The following is a 20,833-nucleotide window of genomic DNA, read 5'->3' on the forward strand; positions in this document are numbered from 1 at the left end:
CCCGAGACGAACCGGGCCCGGTACGCAGTGCGCGTACCGGGCCCGGTGCTTTCGGTGGTTCAGGAGGCCGCCGGGGAGAGCGGCCGATCCGCCGGGACGGCCTCCGGGCGCTCCAGGCCCCGCGGCGGCTTGCGCAGCCCCAGGTCCTTCAGCTTGAGCGCGGGCTTCTCGACGGTGTGCCAGGAGCAGAACGCGGCGACCACCGAGAGCGCCACCGAGGCCGCCGTGTACGCCCAGTAGCCGTGCTTGCCGACGCCCCACAGCGCCAGGCACTGCTGGATCGGGAAGGCGTAGATGTACACCCCGTAGGAGAGGTCCACCTTGGTGCCGACCTTGGTCAGCGGACCGGGCATCCGGCAGGCCAGCCAGACCAGCAGGTAGGCGAAGGCCGGCAGCCCGAGCACCGTGAAGCCGCCGAACCGGGCGGAGCCGAGGAAGACGGCGGCGGCCAGCACACCGGCCACGTCGTTGACCGGCAGGCGGTCCTTGTACAGCTCCGCGAGTGCGCCGAGGCCGAACATGAAGGTCAGGGGTAGGAACATGTCCAGGCTGATCGAGCCCAGGAACGGCAGCTGCCAGCCGGTCAGGCCGGTCGGCGCGTACTCGGGGGCCCGCAGCAGGTGGAAGGCCGAGGCGAGGTGGACCATGTACGCGTACAGCCCGAGGACCATCAGGGTGACGGCCCAGCGCGCCCGCCGCAGCACGCCGACCGCGGCCAGCGAGACCACCAGCAGGTAGCAGAGGACCTCGTACGCCAGCGACCAGACCGAGCCGTTGAAGGCCGTCGGGTGCGGCACGTGGTCGAGCAGCCCGGAGATGCCCCACTGGTACACCCCGATCGACCAGTTGGCCTCCAGGTACTCCAGCGGGCCCTGCGGGTGCGACCAGAAGCCGGCCAGCCGGCCCTGGTGGTACGCGACCACCGGCGCGACCACGAAGGCCGTGAGCAGCAGGCAGGCCCAGAGGCCGGGCAGGATGCGGATGGCCCGGTTCCAGAGGAAGCGCGCCGGGCTCAGCCGCATGCCGCTGCGGGTGATCAGCAGGCCGGAGAGCACGAAGAAGCCGCTCACCGCGATCGCGCCGACGTTGGTCTGGCCCCGGCTCTCCAGCAGCCCGAGGTCCGGCTTGCCCATCCCGAGCGGCATCGCGTGGGCGAAGATCACGGCGAGGGCGAGCACGAGCCGGAGCAGGCCGAAGCCGTTCTTCCGTCCGAGGGCCTGGGCCAAGGGCGGAGAGGCCGTCAGAACCGACCTCTTGCGTGCGGTGCGAGACATGGGCGGGAGGCTCCGGGGCCGTGGTGGTGTGGGCGTGGACGGACTGCGCGGAGCTCACCCTATCGGCCCGCCCGCGGGGCTCCACGGCCAGTCGACGGCCGGGCGGCCGCCCGGACGGTCCGCGGTGGCACGCCCTCGGGGGGCGGTTACGATGAGTCGCACGGAGAGTGTGATAAGGGGACCGGTCGTCATCCCGGACGGATTCGGATGCGTGTGCTGCCTTCGAACTCGGGAGTGAGTGCTTCGCGTTGATTGTTAGCGTGACCTTCACAACCGGCCCGCACGGCAGTCGGGGCCGGACCAACCAGGGGAAGAGTCGGAGTTCAGTGCGTAGTCCAGCAAAGGCCGTCGAGGCGAAGCCTGACGGCCTCGAGCAGACCAGACAGGGAACGACCGATGTGCGCGGGGGAGCGGACCCGGTTGTCCGGATCCAGGCATGGACCCTGCGAGCAGCCACCCACCGGAGGTTCTGGCCGGCCGTCCTGATCGGGGGCTACCTCGCTCAGTTGCTCTTCCGGCTCTACCTCGTGCGACACATGAGTTTCCCGTCGGTGCACGCGGACGAGGACTCCTACCTCGTCCTGGCCCGAGTGCTGGCGGGCTACGGGACCACCGAGATGCCGGTCGGCGTGGTGATTCCGGGCGGGTACCCGCTGCTGATCTCCCCGGCGATGCGCGTCACGGACGATCCGGTGCTGGCCTACCACCTGATCATGGGCATCAACGCGGTGCTCAACGCCTTGGTCTTCCCGCTGGTCTATGTGGTCCTGCGCCGTCTGGGCATGCGCCGGATGCTGTCGTACGGCTTCGCCTTCGCCGTCGCGCTGCTGCCCCCGGTGGTCTTCTACTCGCAGTTCGTGATGTCCGACGTCGTGCTGCCGGTCGTCGTGCTGTGCTGGCTGATCTGCATGCACGGGTGGCTCTCCGAGGGAAGCAGCACCAAGCGGCAGTACTGGTACGCGGTCGGCATGGCGGCCTCGGCGGCCTTCGCGATGGCCACGCACGACCGCGGTGGCGTCGTCGTCGCGTTGACCGGCCTGGTCCTGGTACTGGCGCTGGTCCTCCGCTGGGCGCCGTGGCGGACCGGCCTGGTCGGCCTGGCGGTGCTCGGCGCCGGCTTCGGTGCTGCCAAGGCGCTGGCGGCCTGGTTGCTCCACCAGTTCACGGTGCCGGACAGCACCGTCGGCACGCAGGCGATAGAAGGCTTCACCAACCCCGAGCTGCTGCCCCGGACGCTGACACGTGCCCTCGGCCAGGTCTGGTACCTGATCGTCTCCACGTGGGGCATGGCCGGTCTGGCGATCGCGATCTGCCTGTTCGGGCTGTTCAGCAAGCGGGTACCGAGGGCCTCCCGGGTGGTCGGCGCGGTGATGGTCTCGCTGATGTGCGGCATCGCGCTCGCCTCCTCCGCGGCGCTGCCGGACGACGGCCGGATCGACAACTGGGTGTACGCCCGGTACCTGTCCACGCTGGTCCCGCCGATGTTCGCCGTCGGTGTCGCGGTGCTGGCCAGACTGGGCCGCCGGCAGATCGCCTACGTCGCCCTGGGGGCGATCGGGATCGCGGGGTTCTGCTACGTGGAGGTGACCCAGTACGCGACCTGGCGGCTCTACAAGCAGGTCTTCATCGGCTGGGCGCTGCCTGACACCTCCTTCCTCACCGCCAACTGGAACGGCCTGCAGATGGCCCGGGCGACCGCCGCGGCCTTCGCGCTGCTGCTGGTGGTGTTCCTGTTCCGGATCGCCGCCGGGCGGAAGGTGCTCTGGGTGGTCGCCGTCTCGCTGTCCCTGTTCGCCGGCCTGGCGACGGCGACGATCACCGATCGGCTCTCCACGCCGCACGCCAACGACCGCAAGCCCGCGGCGACCGGCTTCACCAAGGAGGCGGGGATCAAGCGCGGCGACAACCTGGTGATCGCCTGGGACATGGGATGGGATCTGAGGATGGCGCAGACCTACGAGATCCTTCCCGGCCGCGTCTGGTACAAGGACCCGCGCTGGCAGGGCGTCCCGGCCCAGGCGACGGCGATCGTCACCCCGCTCGCCGCCGAGGGCAAGGCTCCGGAGTCGTACTGGCCGGACCATCCGCAGGAGTGGTACGTGGCCAAGGAGAGCAAGAAGAACGGCTGGATCCTCTGGCGCAAGCACTGAGCGGCCGAGGTACCCCGTCGGGGCCGGTGAGGAGCGCCTCACCGGCCCCGATTGGCATCCGGACTGCTCCATGTGGCAGTATGTCCAAGTTGCTCGGTTGAGTGCCGATGCTGCGCGCCTCCCGCCGGGAGGACCGGAAGCGAGTCCCATGTACTCGTCGTTCCCGTGATGGCCGTCAAGCGTGAGTTCTACGCCACGGCAGCTGCGGGGCGAAAGTACGGGAATCTTCCGGGAAGCGTGTGCGGGGCCTCGACCCGGCTCACCCCAACCCCGTAGTTCGAAACCGACGAGATTTTTCGCCGGTTTTTTGCAAGCGCGAGGGCGACACGCCCGAGCGCGGGGGTCGAAGGGGGAGTCGTGTGGCAACTAAGAGGACAAAGGACTACTGAGTAGCCATGGCGGGACAGAAGATCCGCATCCGGCTCAAGGCCTACGACCACGAGGTCATCGACTCCTCGGCGAAGAAGATCGTCGAGACGGTGATCCGTACTGGTGCGCAGGTCGCGGGCCCGGTGCCGCTGCCCACTGAGAAGAACGTGTACTGCGTCATCCGCTCGCCGCACAAGTACAAGGACTCGCGCGAGCACTTCGAGATGCGTACTCACAAGCGTCTGATCGACATCCTCGACCCCACGCCGAAGACGGTTGACTCGCTGATGCGTCTCGACCTGCCGGCCGGCGTCGACATCGAGATCAAGCTCTGAGAGGCGCACCGAAGATGGCTAAGCAGATTAAGGGCATCCTGGGCGAGAAGCTCGGCATGACCCAGGTCTGGGACGAGAACAACCGGGTCGTGCCGGTGACCGTCGTCAAGGCCGGGCCGAATGTCGTGACCCAGGTCCACACCGCCGACAGCCCGGCCGGCTACGACGCCGTCCAGATCGGCTTCGGCGAGATCGACCCCCGCAAGGTGAACAAGCCCCTCGCGGGTCACTTCGCCAAGGCCGGTGTCACCCCGCGCCGTCACCTGGTCGAGCTGCGTACCTCGGACGCCTCCGAGTACACCCTGGGCCAGGAGATCACCGCCGAGCTGTTCGAGGCGGGTGTCAAGGTCGACGTGACCGGCACCTCCAAGGGCAAGGGCTTCGCCGGTGTCATGAAGCGCCACAACTTCCGTGGTCTCGGCGCCGGTCACGGCACCCAGCGCAAGCACCGCTCGCCCGGTTCCATCGGTGGCTGCGCCACCCCGGGCCGTGTGTTCAAGGGCCTGCGCATGGCTGGTCGGATGGGCCACGAGCGTGTCACGACCCAGAACCTGACCGTGCACGCGGTCGACGCGGAGAAGGGTCTGCTGCTCATCAAGGGCGCCGTCCCGGGCCCGAACGGCGGCCTCGTCCTCGTCCGCACCGCGGCGAAGGGGCTGTGAGGAAATGAGCACCATTGACATCCTGTCGCCGGCTGGCGACAAGACCGGCAGCATCGAGCTGCCGGCCGAGATCTTCGACGCGAAGGTCAGCGTTCCGCTGATGCACCAGGTCGTCGTGGCGCAGCTCGCTGCGGCCCGTCAGGGCACCCACAAGACCAAGACTCGTGGCGAGGTCCGCGGTGGCGGCAAGAAGCCGTACCGCCAGAAGGGCACCGGCCGCGCCCGTCAGGGCTCGACCCGTGCGCCGCAGTTCGCCGGCGGTGGCGTCGTGCACGGTCCCGTGCCGCGCGACTACTCGCAGCGGACCCCGAAGAAGATGATCGCCGCCGCTCTGCGCGGTGCGCTCACCGACCGGGCCCGCCACAACCGCATTCACGTCGTCACCGGCGTGACCGCGACCGAGGCGCCGTCGACCAAGGCCGCCAAGAGCCTGTTCGGCAAGATCACCGAGCGCAAGAACGTCCTCCTGGTCGTCGAGCGCGACGACGAGCTGGGCCTCAAGTCCGCTCGCAACCTGCCGCACGTGCACATCCTGGACGCCGGTCAGCTGAACACCTACGACGTGCTCGTCTCCGACGATGTGGTCTTCACCCAGGCCGCCTTCGAGCGTTTCGTGGCCGGTCCGGCCGCGTCCGCCAAGGCCGTTGCCGCTGAGGGCGAGCTCGAAGGGAGCGCCGCCTGATGAGCGACGTTACGAGCAAGACGTTCACGGACCCCCGTGACGTCCTGGTGAAGCCGGTCATCTCCGAGAAGAGCTACAGCCTTCTCGACGAGAACAAGTACACGTTCATCGTGTCGCCGGGCGCCAACAAGACCCAGATCAAGCAGGCCGTCGAGGCGGTCTTCTCGGTCAAGGTCGAGGCTGTCAACACGATCAACCGTCAGGGCAAGCGCAAGCGCTCCAAGACGGGCTTTGGCAAGCGCAAGGACACCAAGCGCGCCATCGTGACGCTGGCCGAGGGCAACCGCATCGACATCTTCGGTGGTCCGGTCTCCTGAACAGGGAGATCGTGATCGTCGATTAGGACGAGGACGAGAGAGCCAAATGGGCATCCGCAAGTACAAGCCGACTACGCCGGGCCGTCGTGGCTCCAGCGTGGCCGACTTCGTAGAAATCACGCGGTCCACTCCGGAGAAGTCGCTGGTTCGCCCGCTGCACAGCAAGGGCGGCCGTAACAACGCCGGTCGTGTCACCGCTCGCCACCAGGGTGGCGGTCACAAGCGCGCCTACCGCGTGATCGACTTCCGTCGTCACGACAAGGACGGCGTGCCGGCCAAGGTCGCGCACATCGAGTACGACCCGAACCGCACCGCGCGCATCGCGCTCCTGCACTACGCGGACGGCGAGAAGCGCTACATCATCGCGCCGCGCGGCATCGCGCAGGGTGACCGGATCGAGAACGGCGCTGGCGCCGACATCAAGCCGGGCAACAACCTGCCGCTGCGCAACATCCCGGTCGGTACCACCATCCACGCGGTGGAGCTGCGTCCCGGCGGCGGTGCCAAGCTGGCCCGCTCGGCCGGCTCCGGCATCCAGCTGCTGGCGCGTGAGGGCAAGATGGCGCACCTGCGCATGCCCTCCGGTGAGATCCGCCTGGTGGACGCGCGCTGCCGCGCCACCGTCGGCGAGGTCGGCAACGCCGAGCAGTCGAACATCAACTGGGGCAAGGCCGGCCGCATGCGCTGGAAGGGCGTCCGCCCGACCGTGCGTGGTGTCGCCATGAACCCGATCGACCACCCGCACGGTGGTGGTGAGGGTAAGACCTCCGGTGGTCGCCACCCGGTCTCGCCGTGGGGTAAGCCCGAGGGCCGTACCCGTCGCCCGAACAAGGCGTCGGACAAGCTCATCGTGCGCCGCCGCAAGACCAACAAGAAGCGCTAGGAGCAGGTCAGATGCCGCGCAGTCTCAAGAAGGGCCCCTTCATCGACGGCCACCTCATCAAGAAGGTGGACGCTCAGAACGAGGCGGGTACCCAGAACGTCATCAAGACCTGGTCCCGTCGTTCCGTGATCTCCCCGAGCATGCTCGGTCACACGATCGCGGTCCACGATGGCCGCAAGCACGTCCCGGTGTTCGTCACCGAGTCGATGGTCGGCCACAAGCTCGGCGAGTTCGCTCCGACCCGCACCTTCCGTGGCCACGTGAAGGAAGACCGGAAGTCGAAGCGTCGCTAAGCGTCTGAGCTTGACGCGCCACAACGACTCAATGACTTACTCCATTAAGGGGACAACCATGGAAGCCAGGGCTCAGGCGCGGTACATCCGCGTGACGCCCATGAAGGCCCGCCGCGTGGTGGACCTCATCCGTGGCATGAATGCCACGGAGGCCCAGGCCGTCCTGCGTTTCGCTCCGCAGGCCGCCACCGTGCCGGTCGGCAAGGTGCTCGACAGCGCCATCGCCAACGCCGCGCACAACTACAACCACTCCAACGTGGACGACCTCTACATCTCCGAGGCGTACGTTGACGAGGGCCCGACCCTGAAGCGGTTCCGTCCGCGCGCCCAGGGCCGCGCCTACCGGATCCGCAAGCGGACCAGCCACATCACCGTGGTCGTCAGCAGCAAGGAAGGGACCCGGTAATGGGCCAGAAGGTTAACCCGCACGGGTTCCGCCTCGGCATCAGCACGGACTTCAAGTCCCGCTGGTACGCCGACAAGCTGTACAAGGACTACGTCAAGGAAGACGTCGCCATTCGTCGCATGATGACGAAGGGCATGGAGCGCGCCGGCATCTCCAAGGTCGAGATCGAGCGCACCCGCGACCGCGTCCGCGTCGACATCCACACCGCCCGCCCCGGCATCGTCATCGGTCGCCGTGGCACCGAGGCCGACCGCATCCGCGGCGACCTCGAGAAGCTGACCGGCAAGCAGGTCCAGCTGAACATCCTCGAGGTCAAGAACCCCGAGCTGGACGCCCAGCTCGTGGCTCAGGGCGTCGCGGAGCAGCTGTCCTCCCGCGTCTCCTTCCGCCGTGCCATGCGCAAGTCGATGCAGGGCACCATGAAGTCCGGCGCCAAGGGCATCAAGGTCCAGTGCTCCGGTCGTCTCGGCGGCGCCGAGATGAGCCGTTCGGAGTTCTACCGCGAGGGTCGCGTGCCGCTGCACACCCTCCGTGCGAACGTCGACTACGGCTTCTTCGAGGCCAAGACCACCTTCGGCCGCATCGGCGTGAAGGTCTGGATCTACAAGGGCGACGTCAAGAACATCGCCGAGGTCCGCGCTGAGAACGCCGCTGCCCGCTCGGGCAACCGCCCGGCCCGTCCCGAGGGCGGTCGTCCCGCCCGCGGTGGCGAGCGTCGTGGTGGCGAGCGCGGTGGCCGCGGCCGTCGTCCCGCCGCTGCCGAGGCCCCCGCGGCCCCGGCCGCCGAGGCTCCGGCTGCCGAGAACACCGGAACGGAGGCCTGACCGCAATGCTGATCCCCCGTCGGGTCAAGCACCGCAAGCAGCACCACCCGAAGCGCCGTGGCGCCTCCAAGGGTGGCACCGAGCTGGCGTTCGGCCAGTTCGGCATCCAGGCCGTGACCCCGGCCTACGTGACGAACCGTCAGATCGAGTCCGCTCGTATCGCGATCACCCGTCACATCCGCCGTGGCGGCAAGGTCTGGATCAACATCTACCCGGACCGCCCGCTCACCAAGAAGCCGGCCGAGACCCGCATGGGTTCCGGTAAGGGTTCGCCGGAGTGGTGGATCGCGAACGTGCACCCGGGTCGGGTCATGTTCGAGCTGTCGTACCCGAACGAGAAGGTTGCTCGCGAGGCGCTCACCCGCGCCGCGCACAAGCTGCCGATGAAGTGCCGGATCGTCCGGCGCGAGGACGGTGAGAGCTGATGTCGGCCGCTACCAAGGCTGCTGAGCTTCGCTCGCTGGACAACGAGGGTCTCGTTGCGAAGCTCCGCGAGGCCAAGGAGGAGCTGTTCAACCTCCGCTTCCAGGCGGCGACCGGGCAGCTCGACAACCACGGACGGCTCAAGCTCGTCCGGAAGGACATCGCGCGGATCTACACCCTGATGCGCGAGCGCGAGCTGGGCATCGAGACGGTGGAGAACGCCTGATGACTGAGAACACCAACGAGACGCGCGGTTTCCGCAAGACCCGTGAGGGTCTCGTCGTCAGCGACAAGATGGACAAGACCGTCGTCGTCGCCGTCGAGGACCGCGTCAAGCACGCTCTGTACGGCAAGGTCATCCGCCGTACGAACAAGCTGAAGGCGCACGACGAGCAGAACGCGTGCGGCGTGGGCGACCGGGTCCTCCTCGCGGAGACCCGCCCGCTGTCCGCGACGAAGCGCTGGCGCGTCGTCGAGATCCTCGAGAAGGCCAAGTAACGAAGCCGATGAGGTACGGCCGTATGTGCACCGGGTCCGTTCAGGACGCCGGTGTGAGCAGCGGCCGGCCCGTCGACTCTCGTTGACGATCAGGAGAAAGCTGTGATCCAGCAGGAGTCGCGACTGCGTGTTGCCGACAACACTGGTGCCAAGGAGATCCTTTGCATCCGTGTTCTCGGTGGCTCCGGTCGCCGCTACGCCGGAATCGGGGACGTCATCGTCGCGACCGTCAAGGACGCGATCCCCGGTGGCTCGGTGAAGAAGGGTGACGTCGTCAAGTGCGTCGTCGTCCGCACCGTCAAGGAGCGTCGTCGTCCGGATGGCTCGTACATCCGCTTCGACGAGAACGCCGCGGTCGTTCTGAAGAACACCGAGGGTGACCCCCGTGGTACCCGCATCTTCGGCCCCGTGGGCCGCGAGCTGCGCGACAAGAAGTTCATGAAGATCATCTCGCTGGCGCCGGAGGTGCTCTGACCCATGGCGAACAGCATGAAGATCAAGAAGGGTGACCTGGTTCAGGTCATCACCGGCAAGGACAAGGGCAAGCAGGGCAAGGTCATCCAGGCCCTGCCGGCTGAGAACAAGGTCCTGGTCGAGGGTGTGAACCGGGTCAAGAAGCACACCAAGCCGGGTCCGGGCACCCAGGGTGGCATCGTCACCGTCGAGGCCCCGGTTCACGTCTCCAACGTCCAGCTGGTCGTGGAGAAGGACGGCAAGAAGGTCGTCACCCGCGTTGGCTACCGCTTCGACGACGAGGGCAACAAGATCCGCGTTGCCAAGCGAACCGGTGAGGACATCTGATGTCTGAGACGACTGTTGAGAAGGTGGCCCCCCGCCTCAAGGAGCGTTACAACTCCGAGATCAAGGGCCAGCTGCAGGAGCAGTTCAAGTACGAGAACGTCATGCTGATCCCCGGCCTGGTCAAGGTCGTGGTCAACATGGGTGTCGGCGAGGCTGCCCGTGACAGCAAGCTGATCGAGGGTGCCATCAAGGACCTGACCGCGATCACCGGTCAGAAGCCGGCCGTCACCAAGGCCCGCAAGTCCATCGCGCAGTTCAAGCTGCGCGAGGGTCAGCCGATCGGCACCCACGTCACCCTCCGTGGTGACCGCATGTGGGAGTTCCTGGACCGTCTGGTGTCGCTGGCCCTGCCGCGCATCCGTGACTTCCGTGGTCTCTCCCCGAAGCAGTTCGACGGCCGTGGCAACTACACCTTCGGTCTGACCGAGCAGGTTATGTTCCACGAGATCGACCAGGACAAGGTCGACCGTCAGCGCGGTATGGACATCACCGTCGTGACCACCGCTCAGACCGACGACGAGGGCCGGGCGCTCCTGCGCGCTCTGGGCTTCCCGTTCAAGGAGGCGTGAGCCAATGGCGAAGAAGTCCCTCATCGCGAAGTCCGAGCGCAAGCCGAAGTTCGGCGTCCGGGCCTACACCCGGTGCCAGCGCTGCGGCCGTCCGCACTCGGTGTACCGCAAGTTCGGCCTGTGCCGTGTCTGCCTCCGTGAGATGGCGCACCGCGGCGAGCTGCCGGGCGTGACCAAGAGCTCCTGGTAATCCCGGAGCTTTAGGTACGCAGCGACGCAGAGGTGCCCGATCCCACACGGCCCGTTTTTGGGCTGCCGTACGGATTCCCGTAAGGTAGTGGGGTCGGGCCCCCTGCCACGGCTTCCCCATGGACGTCCGTGGCCCTCCTACGGAGGGCTCGCACCCAGTCTTACTACGTCGCAGGTCCCCTGCGCTTGTGCCCCTGCCGAACTCGCGAGAGTGCGGAAGGGGGACCTGGCGCGGAGAAACCACGGCGAGAGAGGCCTGAGGCCATCATGACCATGACCGACCCCATCGCAGACATGCTCACGCGTCTGCGTAACGCGAACTCGGCGTACCACGACTCTGTCGCGATGCCGTCGAGCAAGATCAAGGCGCACGTCGCCGAGATCCTGCAGCAGGAGGGTTACATCTCCTCCTACAAGGTTGAGGAGCCCGCTGAGGGCGAGGTCGGCAAGAAGCTGACCATCGAGCTCAAGTTCGGCCCCAACCGTGAGCGCTCCATCGCCGGCATCAAGCGCATCAGCAAGCCGGGTCTGCGCGTTTACGCAAAGTCCACCAACCTGCCGAAGGTTCTCGGCGGCCTGGGCGTGGCGATCATCTCCACGTCGTCCGGCCTCCTGACCGACAAGCAGGCCGCCAAGAAGGGCGTAGGCGGAGAAGTCCTCGCCTACGTCTGGTAATTCGGGAAACGGAGGTACAGCAATGTCGCGCATTGGACGGCTGCCCATCCAGGTCCCCGCTGGCGTGGACGTCACCATCGATGGCCAGGCGGTCTCGGTGAAGGGCCCGAAGGGCACCCTCACCCACGTCGTCGCCGAGCCGATCGAGATCGGCAAGGGCGAGGACGGCACCGTGCTCGTCACCCGCCCCAACGACGAGCGTCGCTCGAAGGCCCTCCACGGCCTGACCCGCACGCTGGTGGCGAACATGATCACCGGCGTGACCGCGGGCTACCGCAAGTCGCTGGAGATCAGCGGTGTTGGTTACCGTGTGAACGCGAAGGGCTCCGACATGGAGTTCTCGCTCGGTTACAGCCACCCGATCCTGGTCACCGCGCCCGAGGGTATTTCCTTCGTCGTCGAGTCCCCCACCAAGTTCCACGTGGACGGCATCGACAAGCAGAAGGTCGGCGAGGTCGCCGCGAACATCCGCAAGCTGCGCAAGCCCGACCCGTACAAGGCCAAGGGCGTCAAGTACGCGGGCGAGGTCATCCGCCGCAAGGTCGGAAAGAGTGGTAAGTAAGCGATGAGTGTCTCTGTCAAGATCGGCAAGGGCAACGCCTACAAGAGCGCCGCTCGCAAGCGCCGCGCGATCCGCGTTCGCAAGCGCGTCGTCGGCACCGAGGTGCGTCCGCGCCTCGTCGTGACGCGTTCGAACCGTCACATGGTCGCCCAGGTCATCGACGACGCCAAGGGTCACACCCTGGCGTCGGCGTCCACCCTCGACGTGTCCATCAAGGGCGCCGAGGGCGACAAGACCGAGCTGGCCAAGAAGGTCGGGAGCCTGGTCGCCGAGCGCGCCAAGGCCGCCGGCATCGAGTCGGTCGTCTTCGACCGCGCGGGCAACCGGTACGCCGGCCGCATCGCCGCCCTGGCGGACGCGGCTCGCGAGGCCGGGCTCGACTTCTAAGCCGCTCGTCGACTCTGTCGACGGACGTAAACGAGAGAGGTAATTCCAATGGCTGGACCCCAGCGCCGCGAAGGCGGCGCCGGTCGCGGCACGGGTGGCGAGCGGCGCGACCGTAAGCGTGACGGTCAGGGCAACGCCCCGGCTGTCGAGAAGACCGCTTACGTCGAGCGCGTCGTCGCGATCAACCGTGTCGCCAAGGTTGTCAAGGGTGGCCGTCGCTTCAGCTTCACCGCGCTCGTCGTGGTGGGCGATGGCGAGGGCACCGTCGGTGTCGGTTACGGCAAGGCGAAGGAGGTTCCGGCCGCCATCGCCAAGGGTGTTGAGGAGGCCAAGAAGAACTTCTTCCGCGTCCCCCGCATCCAGGGCACCATCCCCCACCCGGTTCAGGGTGAGAAGGCCGCCGGCGTCGTGCTGCTGAAGCCCGCCGCCCCCGGTACCGGTGTTATCGCCGGTGGTCCGGTGCGTGCCGTCCTGGAGTGCGCCGGCATCCACGACATCCTGTCGAAGTCGCTCGGCTCGGACAACGCGATCAACATCGTGCACGCCACCGTGGCTGCTCTGAAGGGCCTCGTGCGCCCCGAGGAGATCGCCGCCCGTCGTGGCCTGCCGCTGGAGGACGTGGCCCCCGCCGCTCTGCTGCGGGCGCGTGCTGCTGGGGTGAGCGCCTGATGGCTCGCCTGAAGATCACGCAGACCAAGTCGTACATCGGCAGCAAGCAGAACCACCGTGACACCCTGCGTTCGCTCGGCCTGAAGCGCATGCACGACGTCGTGGTGAAGGAGGACCGTCCCGAGATCCGCGGGATGGCCCACACGGTCCGTCACCTGGTGACGGTTGAGGAGGTGGACTGATCATGGGCGACAACCCGATCAAGATCCACAACCTGCGTCCCGCCCCGGGTGCCAAGACCGACAAGATCCGCGTGGGTCGTGGTGAGGGCTCCAAGGGTAAGACCGCTGGTCGTGGTACCAAGGGCACCAAGGCCCGCTACCAGGTTCCGCAGCGCTTCGAGGGTGGCCAGATGCCGCTCCACATGCGCCTGCCGAAGCTGAAGGGCTTCAAGAACCCGTTCAAGATCACGTTCCAGGTCGTCAACCTCGACAAGCTGGCCGAGCTCTACCCGCAGGGTGGCGAGGTCACGGTCGAGGACCTGGTCGCGAAGGGCGCGGTTCGCAAGAACTCCCTCGTCAAGGTGCTCGGCACCGGCGAGATCTCGGTCGCCCTGCAGGTGACGGTGGACGCCGTCTCCGGCTCGGCCGCCGAGAAGATCAAGGCCGCCGGCGGTACGGTCACCGAGCTCGTCTGAGCCCGCTGACACCCGGCTTCGAGCCCCGCACCTCCTCCGGGAGGTGCGGGGCTCGCGCCATGTCCGGCCGGCCGCGGACCGAGAACAGGCCGGAACGGCCCTCGTTCTTTTGTGTGGCAAAACCGGGCATCCCGTACCCCGTGAGTGGGGGAGGGGCGGTACGCGCTTCTTCGGAGTGGCCGCGCACTGTTAGAGTCCGTGGAGTTCCCTTGTAGGCTGCGCGTAGGCTCGCCTGTGCCGTCTGTACGGGGGCCCGAACCGCAAACTCCCCAATTCAGGACCGACCCTCCCGCCGACGACGCGCGGGAGGCGCAGGAGGCACCGTGCTCAGTGCGTTCGCGCGGGCGTTCCAGACGCCCGACCTGCGCAAGAAGCTGCTGTTCACGCTGGGCATCATGGTGCTGTTCCGGCTGGGCTCGCACATTCCGATCCCGGGCGTGAGCTTCACGGCCGTGAACGAGTGCGTGAAGGAGACCAAGAACAGCGGCCTCTTCGGGCTCGTCAACCTGTTCAGCGGTGGCGCGCTCCTCCAGTTGACGATCTTCGCCCTCGGGATCATGCCGTACATCACGGCGAGCATCATCCTCCAGCTCCTCACGGTCGTGATCCCGCGACTGGAGATGCTGAAGAAGGAGGGCCAGGCCGGCCAGGCCAAGATCACCCAGTACACCCGCTACCTGACCATCGCGCTCGCCGTGCTCCAGGGCACCGGCATCGTGGCGACGGCCTCCAGCGGTGCGCTGTTCTCCGGCTGCCCGCTGGCCAACCAGATCGTCCCGGACACCGGCGTGTTCCGGATCGCGGTGATGGTCCTCACCATGACGGCCGGCACCACGGTCATCATGTGGCTGGGCGAGCTGATCACCGACCGCGGCATCGGCAACGGCATGTCGCTGCTGATCTTCACCTCGATCGCGGCGCAGTTCCCGTCCTCGATGTGGGCGATCAAGCAGTCCGGCACCATCGGCGACGGCTGGGTCGAGTTCCTCTCCGTGGTCGCGGTCGGCATCGTCGTCGTGATGCTGGTCATCTTCGTCGAGCAGGCCCAGCGCCGGATCCCGGTGCAGTACGCGAAGCGGATGATCGGCCGCCGGGCGTTCGGCGGCACCTCGACCTACATCCCGCTCAAGGTGAACCAGGCGGGTGTCATCCCGGTCATCTTCGCCTCGTCGCTGCTGTACATCCCCGCCCTGGTGGTCCAGCTGACCAACAGCCAGGCGGGTTGGGCCACGTGGATCCGGACGAACTTCGTCAAGGGCGATCACCCGATCTACATGGCCACCTACTTCCTGCTGATCGTCTTCTTCGCGTTCTTCTACGTCGCCATCTCCTTCAACCCCGAAGAAGTTGCCGACAACATGAAGAAGTATGGTGGCTTCATCCCGGGCATCCGGGCCGGCCGACCGACGGCCGAGTACCTGAACTACGTGCTGACCCGAATCACGTGGCCGGGTTCGCTCTACCTGGGCCTGATCGCGTTGATCCCGATGATCGCCCTGGTCGCCTTCGGACAGCAGACCAACTTCCCGTTCGGCGGCACCAGCGTGCTCATCGTCGTCGGCGTCGGACTCGAAACTGTGAAGCAGATCGAGAGCCAGCTCCAGCAGCGCAATTACGAAGGGTTCCTCCGCTGATGCGTATCGTCCTCGTTGGTCCTCCCGGGGCCGGGAAGGGTACTCAGGCGCACCTGCTCGCCAAGACCCTGTCCATTCCCCACATCTCCACCGGAGACCTCTTCCGCGCCAACATCGGCCAGGGCACCCCGCTGGGGCTCGAGGCCAAGGGCTACATGGACGCGGGCCGTCTGGTACCGGACGAGGTCACCATCGGGATGGCCAAGGACCGCATGCTCCAGGAGGACGCCGCGGACGGCTTCCTGCTCGACGGCTTCCCCCGCAACCTGGGTCAGGCCGAGGCGCTGGACGAGTTCCTCGCCGAGCAGGGCATCAAGCTGGACGGCGTGCTGGACCTGGAGGTCCCCGAGGACGAGGTCGTCCGCCGGATCGCCGGCCGTCGCCTGTGCCGCAAGAACGGCAGCCACGTGTTCCACGTCGCGTACAACCCGCCGAAGGTCGAGGGCGTCTGCGACGAGTGCGGCGGCGAGCTGTACCAGCGCTCGGACGACACCGAGGAGGCCGTGCGCACGCGGCTGGAGGTCTACCACACGGAGACCGAGCCGATCATCGGGTACTACAAGGAGCAGGGTCTCCTGGTGACCATCCCGGCCCTCGGCAAGGTGGAAGAGGTCACCGTCCGCGCGATCGAGGCGCTGAAGCAGGACAGCTGAGTCTCTCGGCGAACGTACGACGGTACGGCCGGGTCGCCCGCCCAGCGGGCGGCCCGGCCGTTTCGGCGTCGTACGGTGGTAGGCAGTGGTAATCCGGACTTGGAAGGCGTGACCAGATGGTGGAGATCAAGACCCCCGAGCAGATCGCGAAGATGCGAGCGGCCGGGCTGGTCGTCGCCGAGGCCCTCAAGGCCTGCCGGGCGGCGGTCGCGCCGGGGGTGACCACCCAGGAGCTCAACGACGTCGCGGACAAGGTCATCACCGATCACGGCGCGACCTCGAACTTCCGGGCCCACCACGGCGGCCTGTGGTTCCCGGGCGTGATCTGCGCCTCGGTGAACAACGAGGTCGTGCACGGCATCCCGGGCGAGCGGGTGCTGCAGGAGGGCGACCTCATCTCGATCGACTGCGGCGCCATCCTGGACGGCTGGCACGGCGACGCGGCGATCACCGTGGCGGTCGGCGAGGTCCGCCCCGAGGTCGAGATGCTGAGCCGGGTGACCGAGGGCTCGATGTGGGCCGGCATCGCCCAGATGAAGAAGAACAACCGGCTGGTCGACGTCTCCAAGGCGATCGAGGGCTACATCCGCCGCCAGCCGCTGCCGCCCAAGGGCAAGTGGGGCATCACCGAGGGCTACGGCGGCCACGGCATCGGCACCGCGATGCACATGGAGCCGCACGTGCTGAACTACGTCGAGCGCGGCCGCGGCAAGGGTCCGAAGCTGGTGCCCGGCACCGTCCTGGCGATCGAGCCGATGGTCTCGCTCGGCACCCCGCACACCACCGTGCTGGAGGACGACTGGACGGTCGTCACCAACGACGGCACCTGGGCCTCGCACTGGGAGCACTCGGTGGCCGTGACCGAGGAGGGCCCGCTCGTGCTGACCGCCTTCGACGGCGGCAAGGCCGAACTGGCGAAGCTGGGCATCACCGCAGCTCCGGACCCGCTCGCGTAGTCGCGCGGGCCGTCGGCGGCCGTCGCTGACGGGGGATCAGGGCCCTGGAGGTTTGGACCTCCAGGGCTTTTGTCCTATTTTTATCGGCTGACGGGGGCCGCTGTGGCCTGACCGGTTCACGAGCGATGCAGGAGAGAGCGCGTGCTCAAGGGATTCCGCGACTTCATGATGCGCGGCAACGTGGTCGACATGGCCGTCGGTGTGGTCATCGGCGCCGCGTTCACCGCGGTCGTGACCGGCTTCGTGTCGGCCTTCCTCACACCGCTGGTGGGCGTGGTGGTCGGCGCGGCCGGCGACTTCAGCGCGTACAAGGCGCACCTCGCCGGGGTCACCTTCCCCTACGGCCAGTTCCTCAACGTCCTGATCGCCTTCGTCATGACGGCCGCGGTGCTCTACTTCTGCGTGGTGCTGCCGATCACCAAGGCCACCGAGCGCTACCTGCCGAAGAAGCCGAAGGCCCCGAAGCGTCCCTGCCCGGAGTGCCTCACCGAGATCCCCGAGGAGGCGCGCCGCTGCTCGGCCTGCACCTCGCACGTCGAGCCGCTCAGGGTCGCCGCCCCGCGCTGACCGGGCGACCCCGGTTTTGGTGCATCCCACGCGCTGGCGTAGGATGGACCGTCGGCTCACTCGTAGCGTGCTTCAGCACGCCCTCTTCCCCTCGGGGGCGGGGTGAACCCAGGTTCGCACGAGCGTTCCGCATACGGTAGCCGGTCCCGGAAGGTGGATCTCGCAGTTCATGGCTAAGAAGCAAGGCGCCATTGAGATCGAGGGCACCGTGATCGAGTCTCTTCCGAACGCGATGTTCAAGGTCGAGCTGCAGAACGGTCACAAGGTCCTCGCGCACATCAGTGGCAAGATGCGCATGCACTACATCCGCATCCTGCCGGACGACCGGGTCGTCGTGGAGCTCAGCCCCTACGACCTCACGCGCGGCCGGATCGTCTACCGCTACAAGTAAAGTCACACCACCGCCTCACGGCGGTGGCGTCAGATCTAGACCCGGAGAACCTGAAGCATGAAGGTCAAGCCGAGCGTCAAGAAGATCTGCGACAAGTGCAAGGTGATCCGCCGTCACGGCCGGGTCATGGTGATCTGCGACAACCTGCGCCACAAGCAGCGCCAGGGCTGATCTCTCCCCAGCATTTCTCGTAGTACTTCGCGCGACGCGAAAACGTCATGAGCGGGCTACCCGATCCGTTCCGTACGGACTGCCGCCCCCGGTCAGAGGCCGGGGCTCCCTCACCGTGAGGTGTCGGAGTAGGTAGCACGCAAGACCTCTGAAGAATCACAGGAGCCATGAATGGCACGCCTCGCCGGCGTTGATCTCCCCCGTGAGAAGCGGATCGAGATCGCCCTCACCTACGTGTACGGCATCGGCCGTACCCGCGCCCAGCAGACCCTCGCCGAGACCGGCGTCAACCCGGATGTCCGCGTTCGCGACATCTCCGAGGAAGACCTGGTCAAGCTGAGCCAGTACATCGACGCCAACTACACGGTCGAGGGTGACCTCCGCCGTGAGGTGGCCGCCGACATCCGCCGCAAGGTCGAGATCGGCTGCTACGAGGGTCTGCGTCACCGCCGTGGCCTGCCGGTCCGCGGCCAGCGCACCCACACCAACGCGCGTACCCGCAAGGGCCCGCGTCGCGCGATCGCCGGCAAGAAGAAGCCGGGCAAGAAGTAGTCCGTCCCGTCACCGGACATCCCTCCGGCCCGCGGGTCAGCGGACCGACCACCTCAGTAGGAGAACAGACTTATGCCCCCCAAGGGTCGTCAGGCTGCCGGCGCGAAGAAGATCCGCCGCAAGGAAAAGAAGAACGTCGCTCACGGCCACGCGCACATCAAGAGCACGTTCAACAACACCATCGTTTCGATCACCGACCCGTCGGGCAACGTGATCTCCTGGGCCTCCGCCGGCCACGTCGGCTTCAAGGGCTCGCGCAAGTCCACCCCGTTCGCCGCGCAGATGGCCGCCGAGGCCGCTGCCCGCCGCGCGCAGGAGCACGGCATGCGCAAGGTCGACGTCTTCGTGAAGGGTCCGGGCTCCGGCCGCGAGACCGCGATCCGTTCGCTCCAGGCCACCGGCCTCGAGGTCGGCTCGATCCAGGACGTCACCCCCACCCCGCACAACGGCTGCCGTCCGCCGAAGCGCCGCCGCGTCTGACCCGATCGTCCCTTCGGGGGCGACCCGGTCACGCTGGGTACTGCTGTAAACCTCGTACGGGGTCCCGTTTCCTGCGGGACCCCGTACGCTTGGTCCTGTCGGCATCAAATAGTGGGTGCCGAAGACAACTGGAGGAACACCCCTCATGCTTATCGCTCAGCGTCCCTCGCTGACCGAAGAGGTCGTCGACGAGTTCCGCTCGCGGTTCGTGATCGAGCCGCTGGAGCCGGGCTTCGGCTACACCCTCGGCAACTCCCTGCGCCGCACGCTCCTGTCGTCGATCCCGGGTGCCGCTGTCACCAGCATCCGCATCGACGGCGTCCTGCACGAGTTCACCACCGTGCCGGGCGTCAAGGAGGACGTCACCGACCTCATCCTCAACATCAAGCAGCTGGTCGTCTCCTCGGAGCACGACGAGCCTGTCGTGATGTACCTGCGCAAGCAGGGCCCGGGTGTCGTCACCGCCGCCGACATCGCCCCGCCGGCGGGTGTCGAGGTGCACAACCCCGAGCTGGTCCTCGCCACCCTGAACGGCAAGGGCAAGCTGGAGATGGAGCTGACCGTCGAGCGCGGTCGCGGCTACGTCTCCGCCGTCCAGAACAAGGCCTCCGGCCAGGAGATCGGCCGCATCCCGGTCGACTCGATCTACAGCCCCGTGCTGAAGGTCACCTACAAGGTCGAGGCCACCCGTGTCGAGCAGCGGACCGACTTCGACAAGCTGATCGTCGACGTCGAGACCAAGCCCGCCATGCGTCCGCGCGACGCCATGGCCTCGGCCGGCAAGACCCTGGTGGAGCTGTTCGGCCTCGCCCGCGAGCTGAACATCGACGCCGAGGGCATCGACATGGGCCCGTCCCCGACGGACGCCGCCCTGGCCGCCGACCTGGCGCTGCCGATCGAGGAGCTGGAGCTCACCGTCCGCTCCTACAACTGCCTCAAGCGTGAGGGCATCCACACCGTGGGTGAGCTCGTCGCCCGCTCCGAGGCCGACCTGCTCGACATCCGCAACTTCGGTGCGAAGTCGATCGACGAGGTCAAGGCGAAGCTGGCCGGCATGGGCCTGGCCCTCAAGGACAGCCCGCCCGGGTTCGACCCGACCGCCGCCGCCGACGCCTTCGGCGCCGACGACCTGGACGACGCGGGTTACGCGGAGACCGAGCAGTACTGAGAGACTTGACCGCGGGGGCGGTTCCCCGGAACCGCCCCCGCTGTCGTGAAAGTCGTGCGGGCACAGTGCCCGTACGCCCGCTGCGGTACCTGGTACGGCCGCAGTCGGAGATTCGAGGAGTAATTCCATGCCGCGTCCCACCAAGGGTGCCCGCCTCGGCGGCGGCCCGCACCACGAGCCGCTGCTGCTCGCCGGTCTGTGCCGGGAGCTGTTCCAGTACGGCCGCATCACCACGACCGAGGCCAAGGCCCGTCGGATGCGCCCGCTGGCGGAGAAGCTGATCACCAAGGCGAAGAAGGGCGACCTGCACAACCGTCGCCTGGTGCGCAAGACCATCACCGACGTGTCGGTGCTGCACACCCTCTTCACCGAGATCGCGCCGCGCTACGAGAACCGCCCGGGTGGCTACACCCGCATCACCAAGATCGGTCCCCGTCGTGGCGACAACGCCCCGATGGCCGTGATCGAGCTGGTCGAGGCGCTGACCGTCGCGCAGACCGCCGTGGGTGAGGCCGAGGCCGCCACCAAGCGGGCCGTCAAGGAGGCCGACGAGGCCGCTGCCGTCGAGACCAAGGCCGACGAGGCCGAGGCCGCCGAGCAGGCCTGACACCTCTAGGTGTTGCGCGGGCCCGCTCTCCCAGCGATGGGGGAGCGGG

The 20,833-nt window shown here is 67.4% G+C and carries 33 protein-coding genes; 32 read left to right on the forward strand and 1 reads right to left on the reverse strand.

The features are described from left to right. Positions 1–59 precede the first annotated feature (59 nt). Complete coding sequence (locus ACZ6Y7_RS04375; protein WP_465756318.1) at positions 60–1,274, reverse strand: acyltransferase family protein; 1,215 nt, start codon at positions 1,272–1,274, stop codon at positions 60–62. A 536-nt stretch (positions 1,275–1,810) separates the two neighbouring features. On the opposite strand from ACZ6Y7_RS04375, the gene ACZ6Y7_RS04380 reads away from it, so the two are divergent. From ACZ6Y7_RS04380 to rplQ, 32 genes are all read left to right on the forward strand, one after another. Further along, on the forward strand, positions 1,811–3,424 hold the full coding sequence (locus ACZ6Y7_RS04380; protein ID WP_465756319.1) for a phospholipid carrier-dependent glycosyltransferase: 1,614 nt from the start codon (positions 1,811–1,813) through the stop codon (positions 3,422–3,424). A 395-nt stretch (positions 3,425–3,819) separates the two neighbouring features. Continuing rightward, on the forward strand, positions 3,820–4,128 hold the full coding sequence (rpsJ, locus tag ACZ6Y7_RS04385; RefSeq protein ID WP_012785157.1) for a 30S ribosomal protein S10: 309 nt from the start codon (positions 3,820–3,822) through the stop codon (positions 4,126–4,128). A 14-nt stretch (positions 4,129–4,142) separates the two neighbouring features. Next, positions 4,143–4,790 (forward strand): 50S ribosomal protein L3, encoded by a 648-nt coding sequence (gene rplC, locus ACZ6Y7_RS04390; protein ID WP_153460994.1) that lies wholly within the window; start codon positions 4,143–4,145, stop codon positions 4,788–4,790. Positions 4,791–4,794: 4 nt separating this feature from the next. After that, complete coding sequence (gene rplD / locus ACZ6Y7_RS04395) at positions 4,795–5,472, forward strand: 50S ribosomal protein L4 (RefSeq protein ID WP_402221186.1); 678 nt, start codon at positions 4,795–4,797, stop codon at positions 5,470–5,472. Continuing rightward, complete coding sequence (rplW, locus tag ACZ6Y7_RS04400) at positions 5,472–5,789, forward strand: 50S ribosomal protein L23 (RefSeq protein WP_030280768.1); 318 nt, start codon at positions 5,472–5,474, stop codon at positions 5,787–5,789. Before rplD ends, rplW begins: the two co-directional genes overlap by 1 nt. 46 nt (positions 5,790–5,835) lie before the next feature. Next, on the forward strand, positions 5,836–6,672 hold the full coding sequence (gene rplB / locus ACZ6Y7_RS04405; RefSeq protein ID WP_030232466.1) for a 50S ribosomal protein L2: 837 nt from the start codon (positions 5,836–5,838) through the stop codon (positions 6,670–6,672). Between the two features lie 11 nt (positions 6,673–6,683). Beyond that, positions 6,684–6,965 carry a 30S ribosomal protein S19 gene (gene rpsS, locus ACZ6Y7_RS04410; protein WP_030280772.1) on the forward strand — a complete coding sequence of 94 codons (282 nt, stop codon included), beginning with the start codon at positions 6,684–6,686 and terminating at the stop codon, positions 6,963–6,965. Between the two features lie 58 nt (positions 6,966–7,023). Next, entirely contained in the window at positions 7,024–7,371 is a 348-nt protein-coding gene (rplV, locus tag ACZ6Y7_RS04415) for a 50S ribosomal protein L22 (protein WP_030280773.1), read from the forward strand. Further along, the gene (rpsC, locus tag ACZ6Y7_RS04420) at positions 7,371–8,195 is read left to right on the forward strand and encodes a 30S ribosomal protein S3 (RefSeq protein ID WP_030263494.1); all 825 of its coding nucleotides are present in this window, start codon (positions 7,371–7,373) and stop codon (positions 8,193–8,195) included. The genes rplV and rpsC overlap by 1 nt, the downstream gene beginning before the upstream one ends. A 5-nt stretch (positions 8,196–8,200) precedes the next feature. Further along, entirely contained in the window at positions 8,201–8,620 is a 420-nt protein-coding gene (rplP, locus tag ACZ6Y7_RS04425) for a 50S ribosomal protein L16 (RefSeq protein WP_030300385.1), read from the forward strand. Beyond that, entirely contained in the window at positions 8,620–8,844 is a 225-nt protein-coding gene (rpmC, locus tag ACZ6Y7_RS04430; protein WP_030232478.1) for a 50S ribosomal protein L29, read from the forward strand. Before rplP ends, rpmC begins: the two co-directional genes overlap by 1 nt. Further along, positions 8,844–9,116, forward strand: coding sequence for a 30S ribosomal protein S17 (rpsQ, locus tag ACZ6Y7_RS04435; protein WP_030280777.1), 273 nt, complete (start codon positions 8,844–8,846; stop codon positions 9,114–9,116). Before rpmC ends, rpsQ begins: the two co-directional genes overlap by 1 nt. Positions 9,117–9,218: 102 nt before the next feature. Further along, positions 9,219–9,590 (forward strand): 50S ribosomal protein L14, encoded by a 372-nt coding sequence (rplN, locus tag ACZ6Y7_RS04440; RefSeq protein WP_030232481.1) that lies wholly within the window; start codon positions 9,219–9,221, stop codon positions 9,588–9,590. Positions 9,591–9,605: 15 nt separating this feature from the next. After that, positions 9,606–9,917, forward strand: a complete 312-nt coding sequence (gene rplX / locus ACZ6Y7_RS04445; RefSeq protein ID WP_100892787.1) for a 50S ribosomal protein L24 — start codon at positions 9,606–9,608, stop codon at positions 9,915–9,917. Further along, positions 9,917–10,486 (forward strand): 50S ribosomal protein L5, encoded by a 570-nt coding sequence (gene rplE, locus ACZ6Y7_RS04450; protein WP_465756320.1) that lies wholly within the window; start codon positions 9,917–9,919, stop codon positions 10,484–10,486. Before rplX ends, rplE begins: the two co-directional genes overlap by 1 nt. Before the next feature lie 4 nt (positions 10,487–10,490). Beyond that, positions 10,491–10,676: a type Z 30S ribosomal protein S14 gene (locus ACZ6Y7_RS04455; RefSeq protein ID WP_030055830.1), complete on the forward strand. Its 186-nt coding sequence runs from the start codon at positions 10,491–10,493 to the stop codon at positions 10,674–10,676. 266 nt (positions 10,677–10,942) lie between these two features. Continuing rightward, positions 10,943–11,350 (forward strand): 30S ribosomal protein S8, encoded by a 408-nt coding sequence (gene rpsH / locus ACZ6Y7_RS04460; RefSeq protein ID WP_207810340.1) that lies wholly within the window; start codon positions 10,943–10,945, stop codon positions 11,348–11,350. Positions 11,351–11,372: 22 nt separating this feature from the next. Next, the gene (gene rplF / locus ACZ6Y7_RS04465; RefSeq protein WP_465520929.1) at positions 11,373–11,912 is read left to right on the forward strand and encodes a 50S ribosomal protein L6; all 540 of its coding nucleotides are present in this window, start codon (positions 11,373–11,375) and stop codon (positions 11,910–11,912) included. A 3-nt stretch (positions 11,913–11,915) separates the two neighbouring features. Continuing rightward, the gene (gene rplR, locus ACZ6Y7_RS04470; RefSeq protein ID WP_030280785.1) at positions 11,916–12,299 is read left to right on the forward strand and encodes a 50S ribosomal protein L18; all 384 of its coding nucleotides are present in this window, start codon (positions 11,916–11,918) and stop codon (positions 12,297–12,299) included. Positions 12,300–12,347: 48 nt separating this feature from the next. Further along, positions 12,348–12,968: a 30S ribosomal protein S5 gene (rpsE, locus tag ACZ6Y7_RS04475; RefSeq protein ID WP_402221202.1), complete on the forward strand. Its 621-nt coding sequence runs from the start codon at positions 12,348–12,350 to the stop codon at positions 12,966–12,968. Then, a complete protein-coding gene (gene rpmD / locus ACZ6Y7_RS04480) occupies positions 12,968–13,150 on the forward strand; it encodes a 50S ribosomal protein L30 (protein WP_030055835.1) in 183 nt (60 codons plus the stop codon). The genes rpsE and rpmD overlap by 1 nt, the downstream gene beginning before the upstream one ends. A 2-nt stretch (positions 13,151–13,152) precedes the next feature. Then, entirely contained in the window at positions 13,153–13,605 is a 453-nt protein-coding gene (gene rplO / locus ACZ6Y7_RS04485; protein WP_392899695.1) for a 50S ribosomal protein L15, read from the forward strand. A 323-nt stretch (positions 13,606–13,928) separates the two neighbouring features. Continuing rightward, positions 13,929–15,239: a preprotein translocase subunit SecY gene (gene secY, locus ACZ6Y7_RS04490; protein WP_350519915.1), complete on the forward strand. Its 1,311-nt coding sequence runs from the start codon at positions 13,929–13,931 to the stop codon at positions 15,237–15,239. Further along, on the forward strand, positions 15,239–15,892 hold the full coding sequence (locus ACZ6Y7_RS04495) for an adenylate kinase (RefSeq protein ID WP_465756321.1): 654 nt from the start codon (positions 15,239–15,241) through the stop codon (positions 15,890–15,892). Before secY ends, ACZ6Y7_RS04495 begins: the two co-directional genes overlap by 1 nt. A gap of 116 nt (positions 15,893–16,008) precedes the next feature. Further along, a complete protein-coding gene (gene map / locus ACZ6Y7_RS04500) occupies positions 16,009–16,848 on the forward strand; it encodes a type I methionyl aminopeptidase (RefSeq protein ID WP_465756322.1) in 840 nt (279 codons plus the stop codon). 141 nt (positions 16,849–16,989) lie between these two features. Beyond that, positions 16,990–17,415, forward strand: coding sequence for a large conductance mechanosensitive channel protein MscL (gene mscL, locus ACZ6Y7_RS04505; RefSeq protein ID WP_465756323.1), 426 nt, complete (start codon positions 16,990–16,992; stop codon positions 17,413–17,415). Between the two features lie 169 nt (positions 17,416–17,584). Beyond that, complete coding sequence (gene infA, locus ACZ6Y7_RS04510; RefSeq protein ID WP_003956442.1) at positions 17,585–17,806, forward strand: translation initiation factor IF-1; 222 nt, start codon at positions 17,585–17,587, stop codon at positions 17,804–17,806. A 57-nt stretch (positions 17,807–17,863) separates the two neighbouring features. Next, a complete protein-coding gene (gene rpmJ / locus ACZ6Y7_RS04515; protein ID WP_003956441.1) occupies positions 17,864–17,977 on the forward strand; it encodes a 50S ribosomal protein L36 in 114 nt (37 codons plus the stop codon). Between the two features lie 171 nt (positions 17,978–18,148). Continuing rightward, positions 18,149–18,529, forward strand: a complete 381-nt coding sequence (gene rpsM, locus ACZ6Y7_RS04520) for a 30S ribosomal protein S13 (RefSeq protein WP_097237495.1) — start codon at positions 18,149–18,151, stop codon at positions 18,527–18,529. Between the two features lie 72 nt (positions 18,530–18,601). Next, on the forward strand, positions 18,602–19,009 hold the full coding sequence (gene rpsK, locus ACZ6Y7_RS04525) for a 30S ribosomal protein S11 (protein ID WP_014136257.1): 408 nt from the start codon (positions 18,602–18,604) through the stop codon (positions 19,007–19,009). 145 nt (positions 19,010–19,154) lie between these two features. After that, positions 19,155–20,177: a DNA-directed RNA polymerase subunit alpha gene (locus ACZ6Y7_RS04530; protein ID WP_030055844.1), complete on the forward strand. Its 1,023-nt coding sequence runs from the start codon at positions 19,155–19,157 to the stop codon at positions 20,175–20,177. Between the two features lie 127 nt (positions 20,178–20,304). Next, positions 20,305–20,784, forward strand: a complete 480-nt coding sequence (gene rplQ, locus ACZ6Y7_RS04535; RefSeq protein WP_465756324.1) for a 50S ribosomal protein L17 — start codon at positions 20,305–20,307, stop codon at positions 20,782–20,784. The last annotated feature ends 49 nt before the right edge of the window (positions 20,785–20,833 follow it).

It is taken from the genome of Kitasatospora sp. NPDC053308 (genome assembly GCF_055585785.1).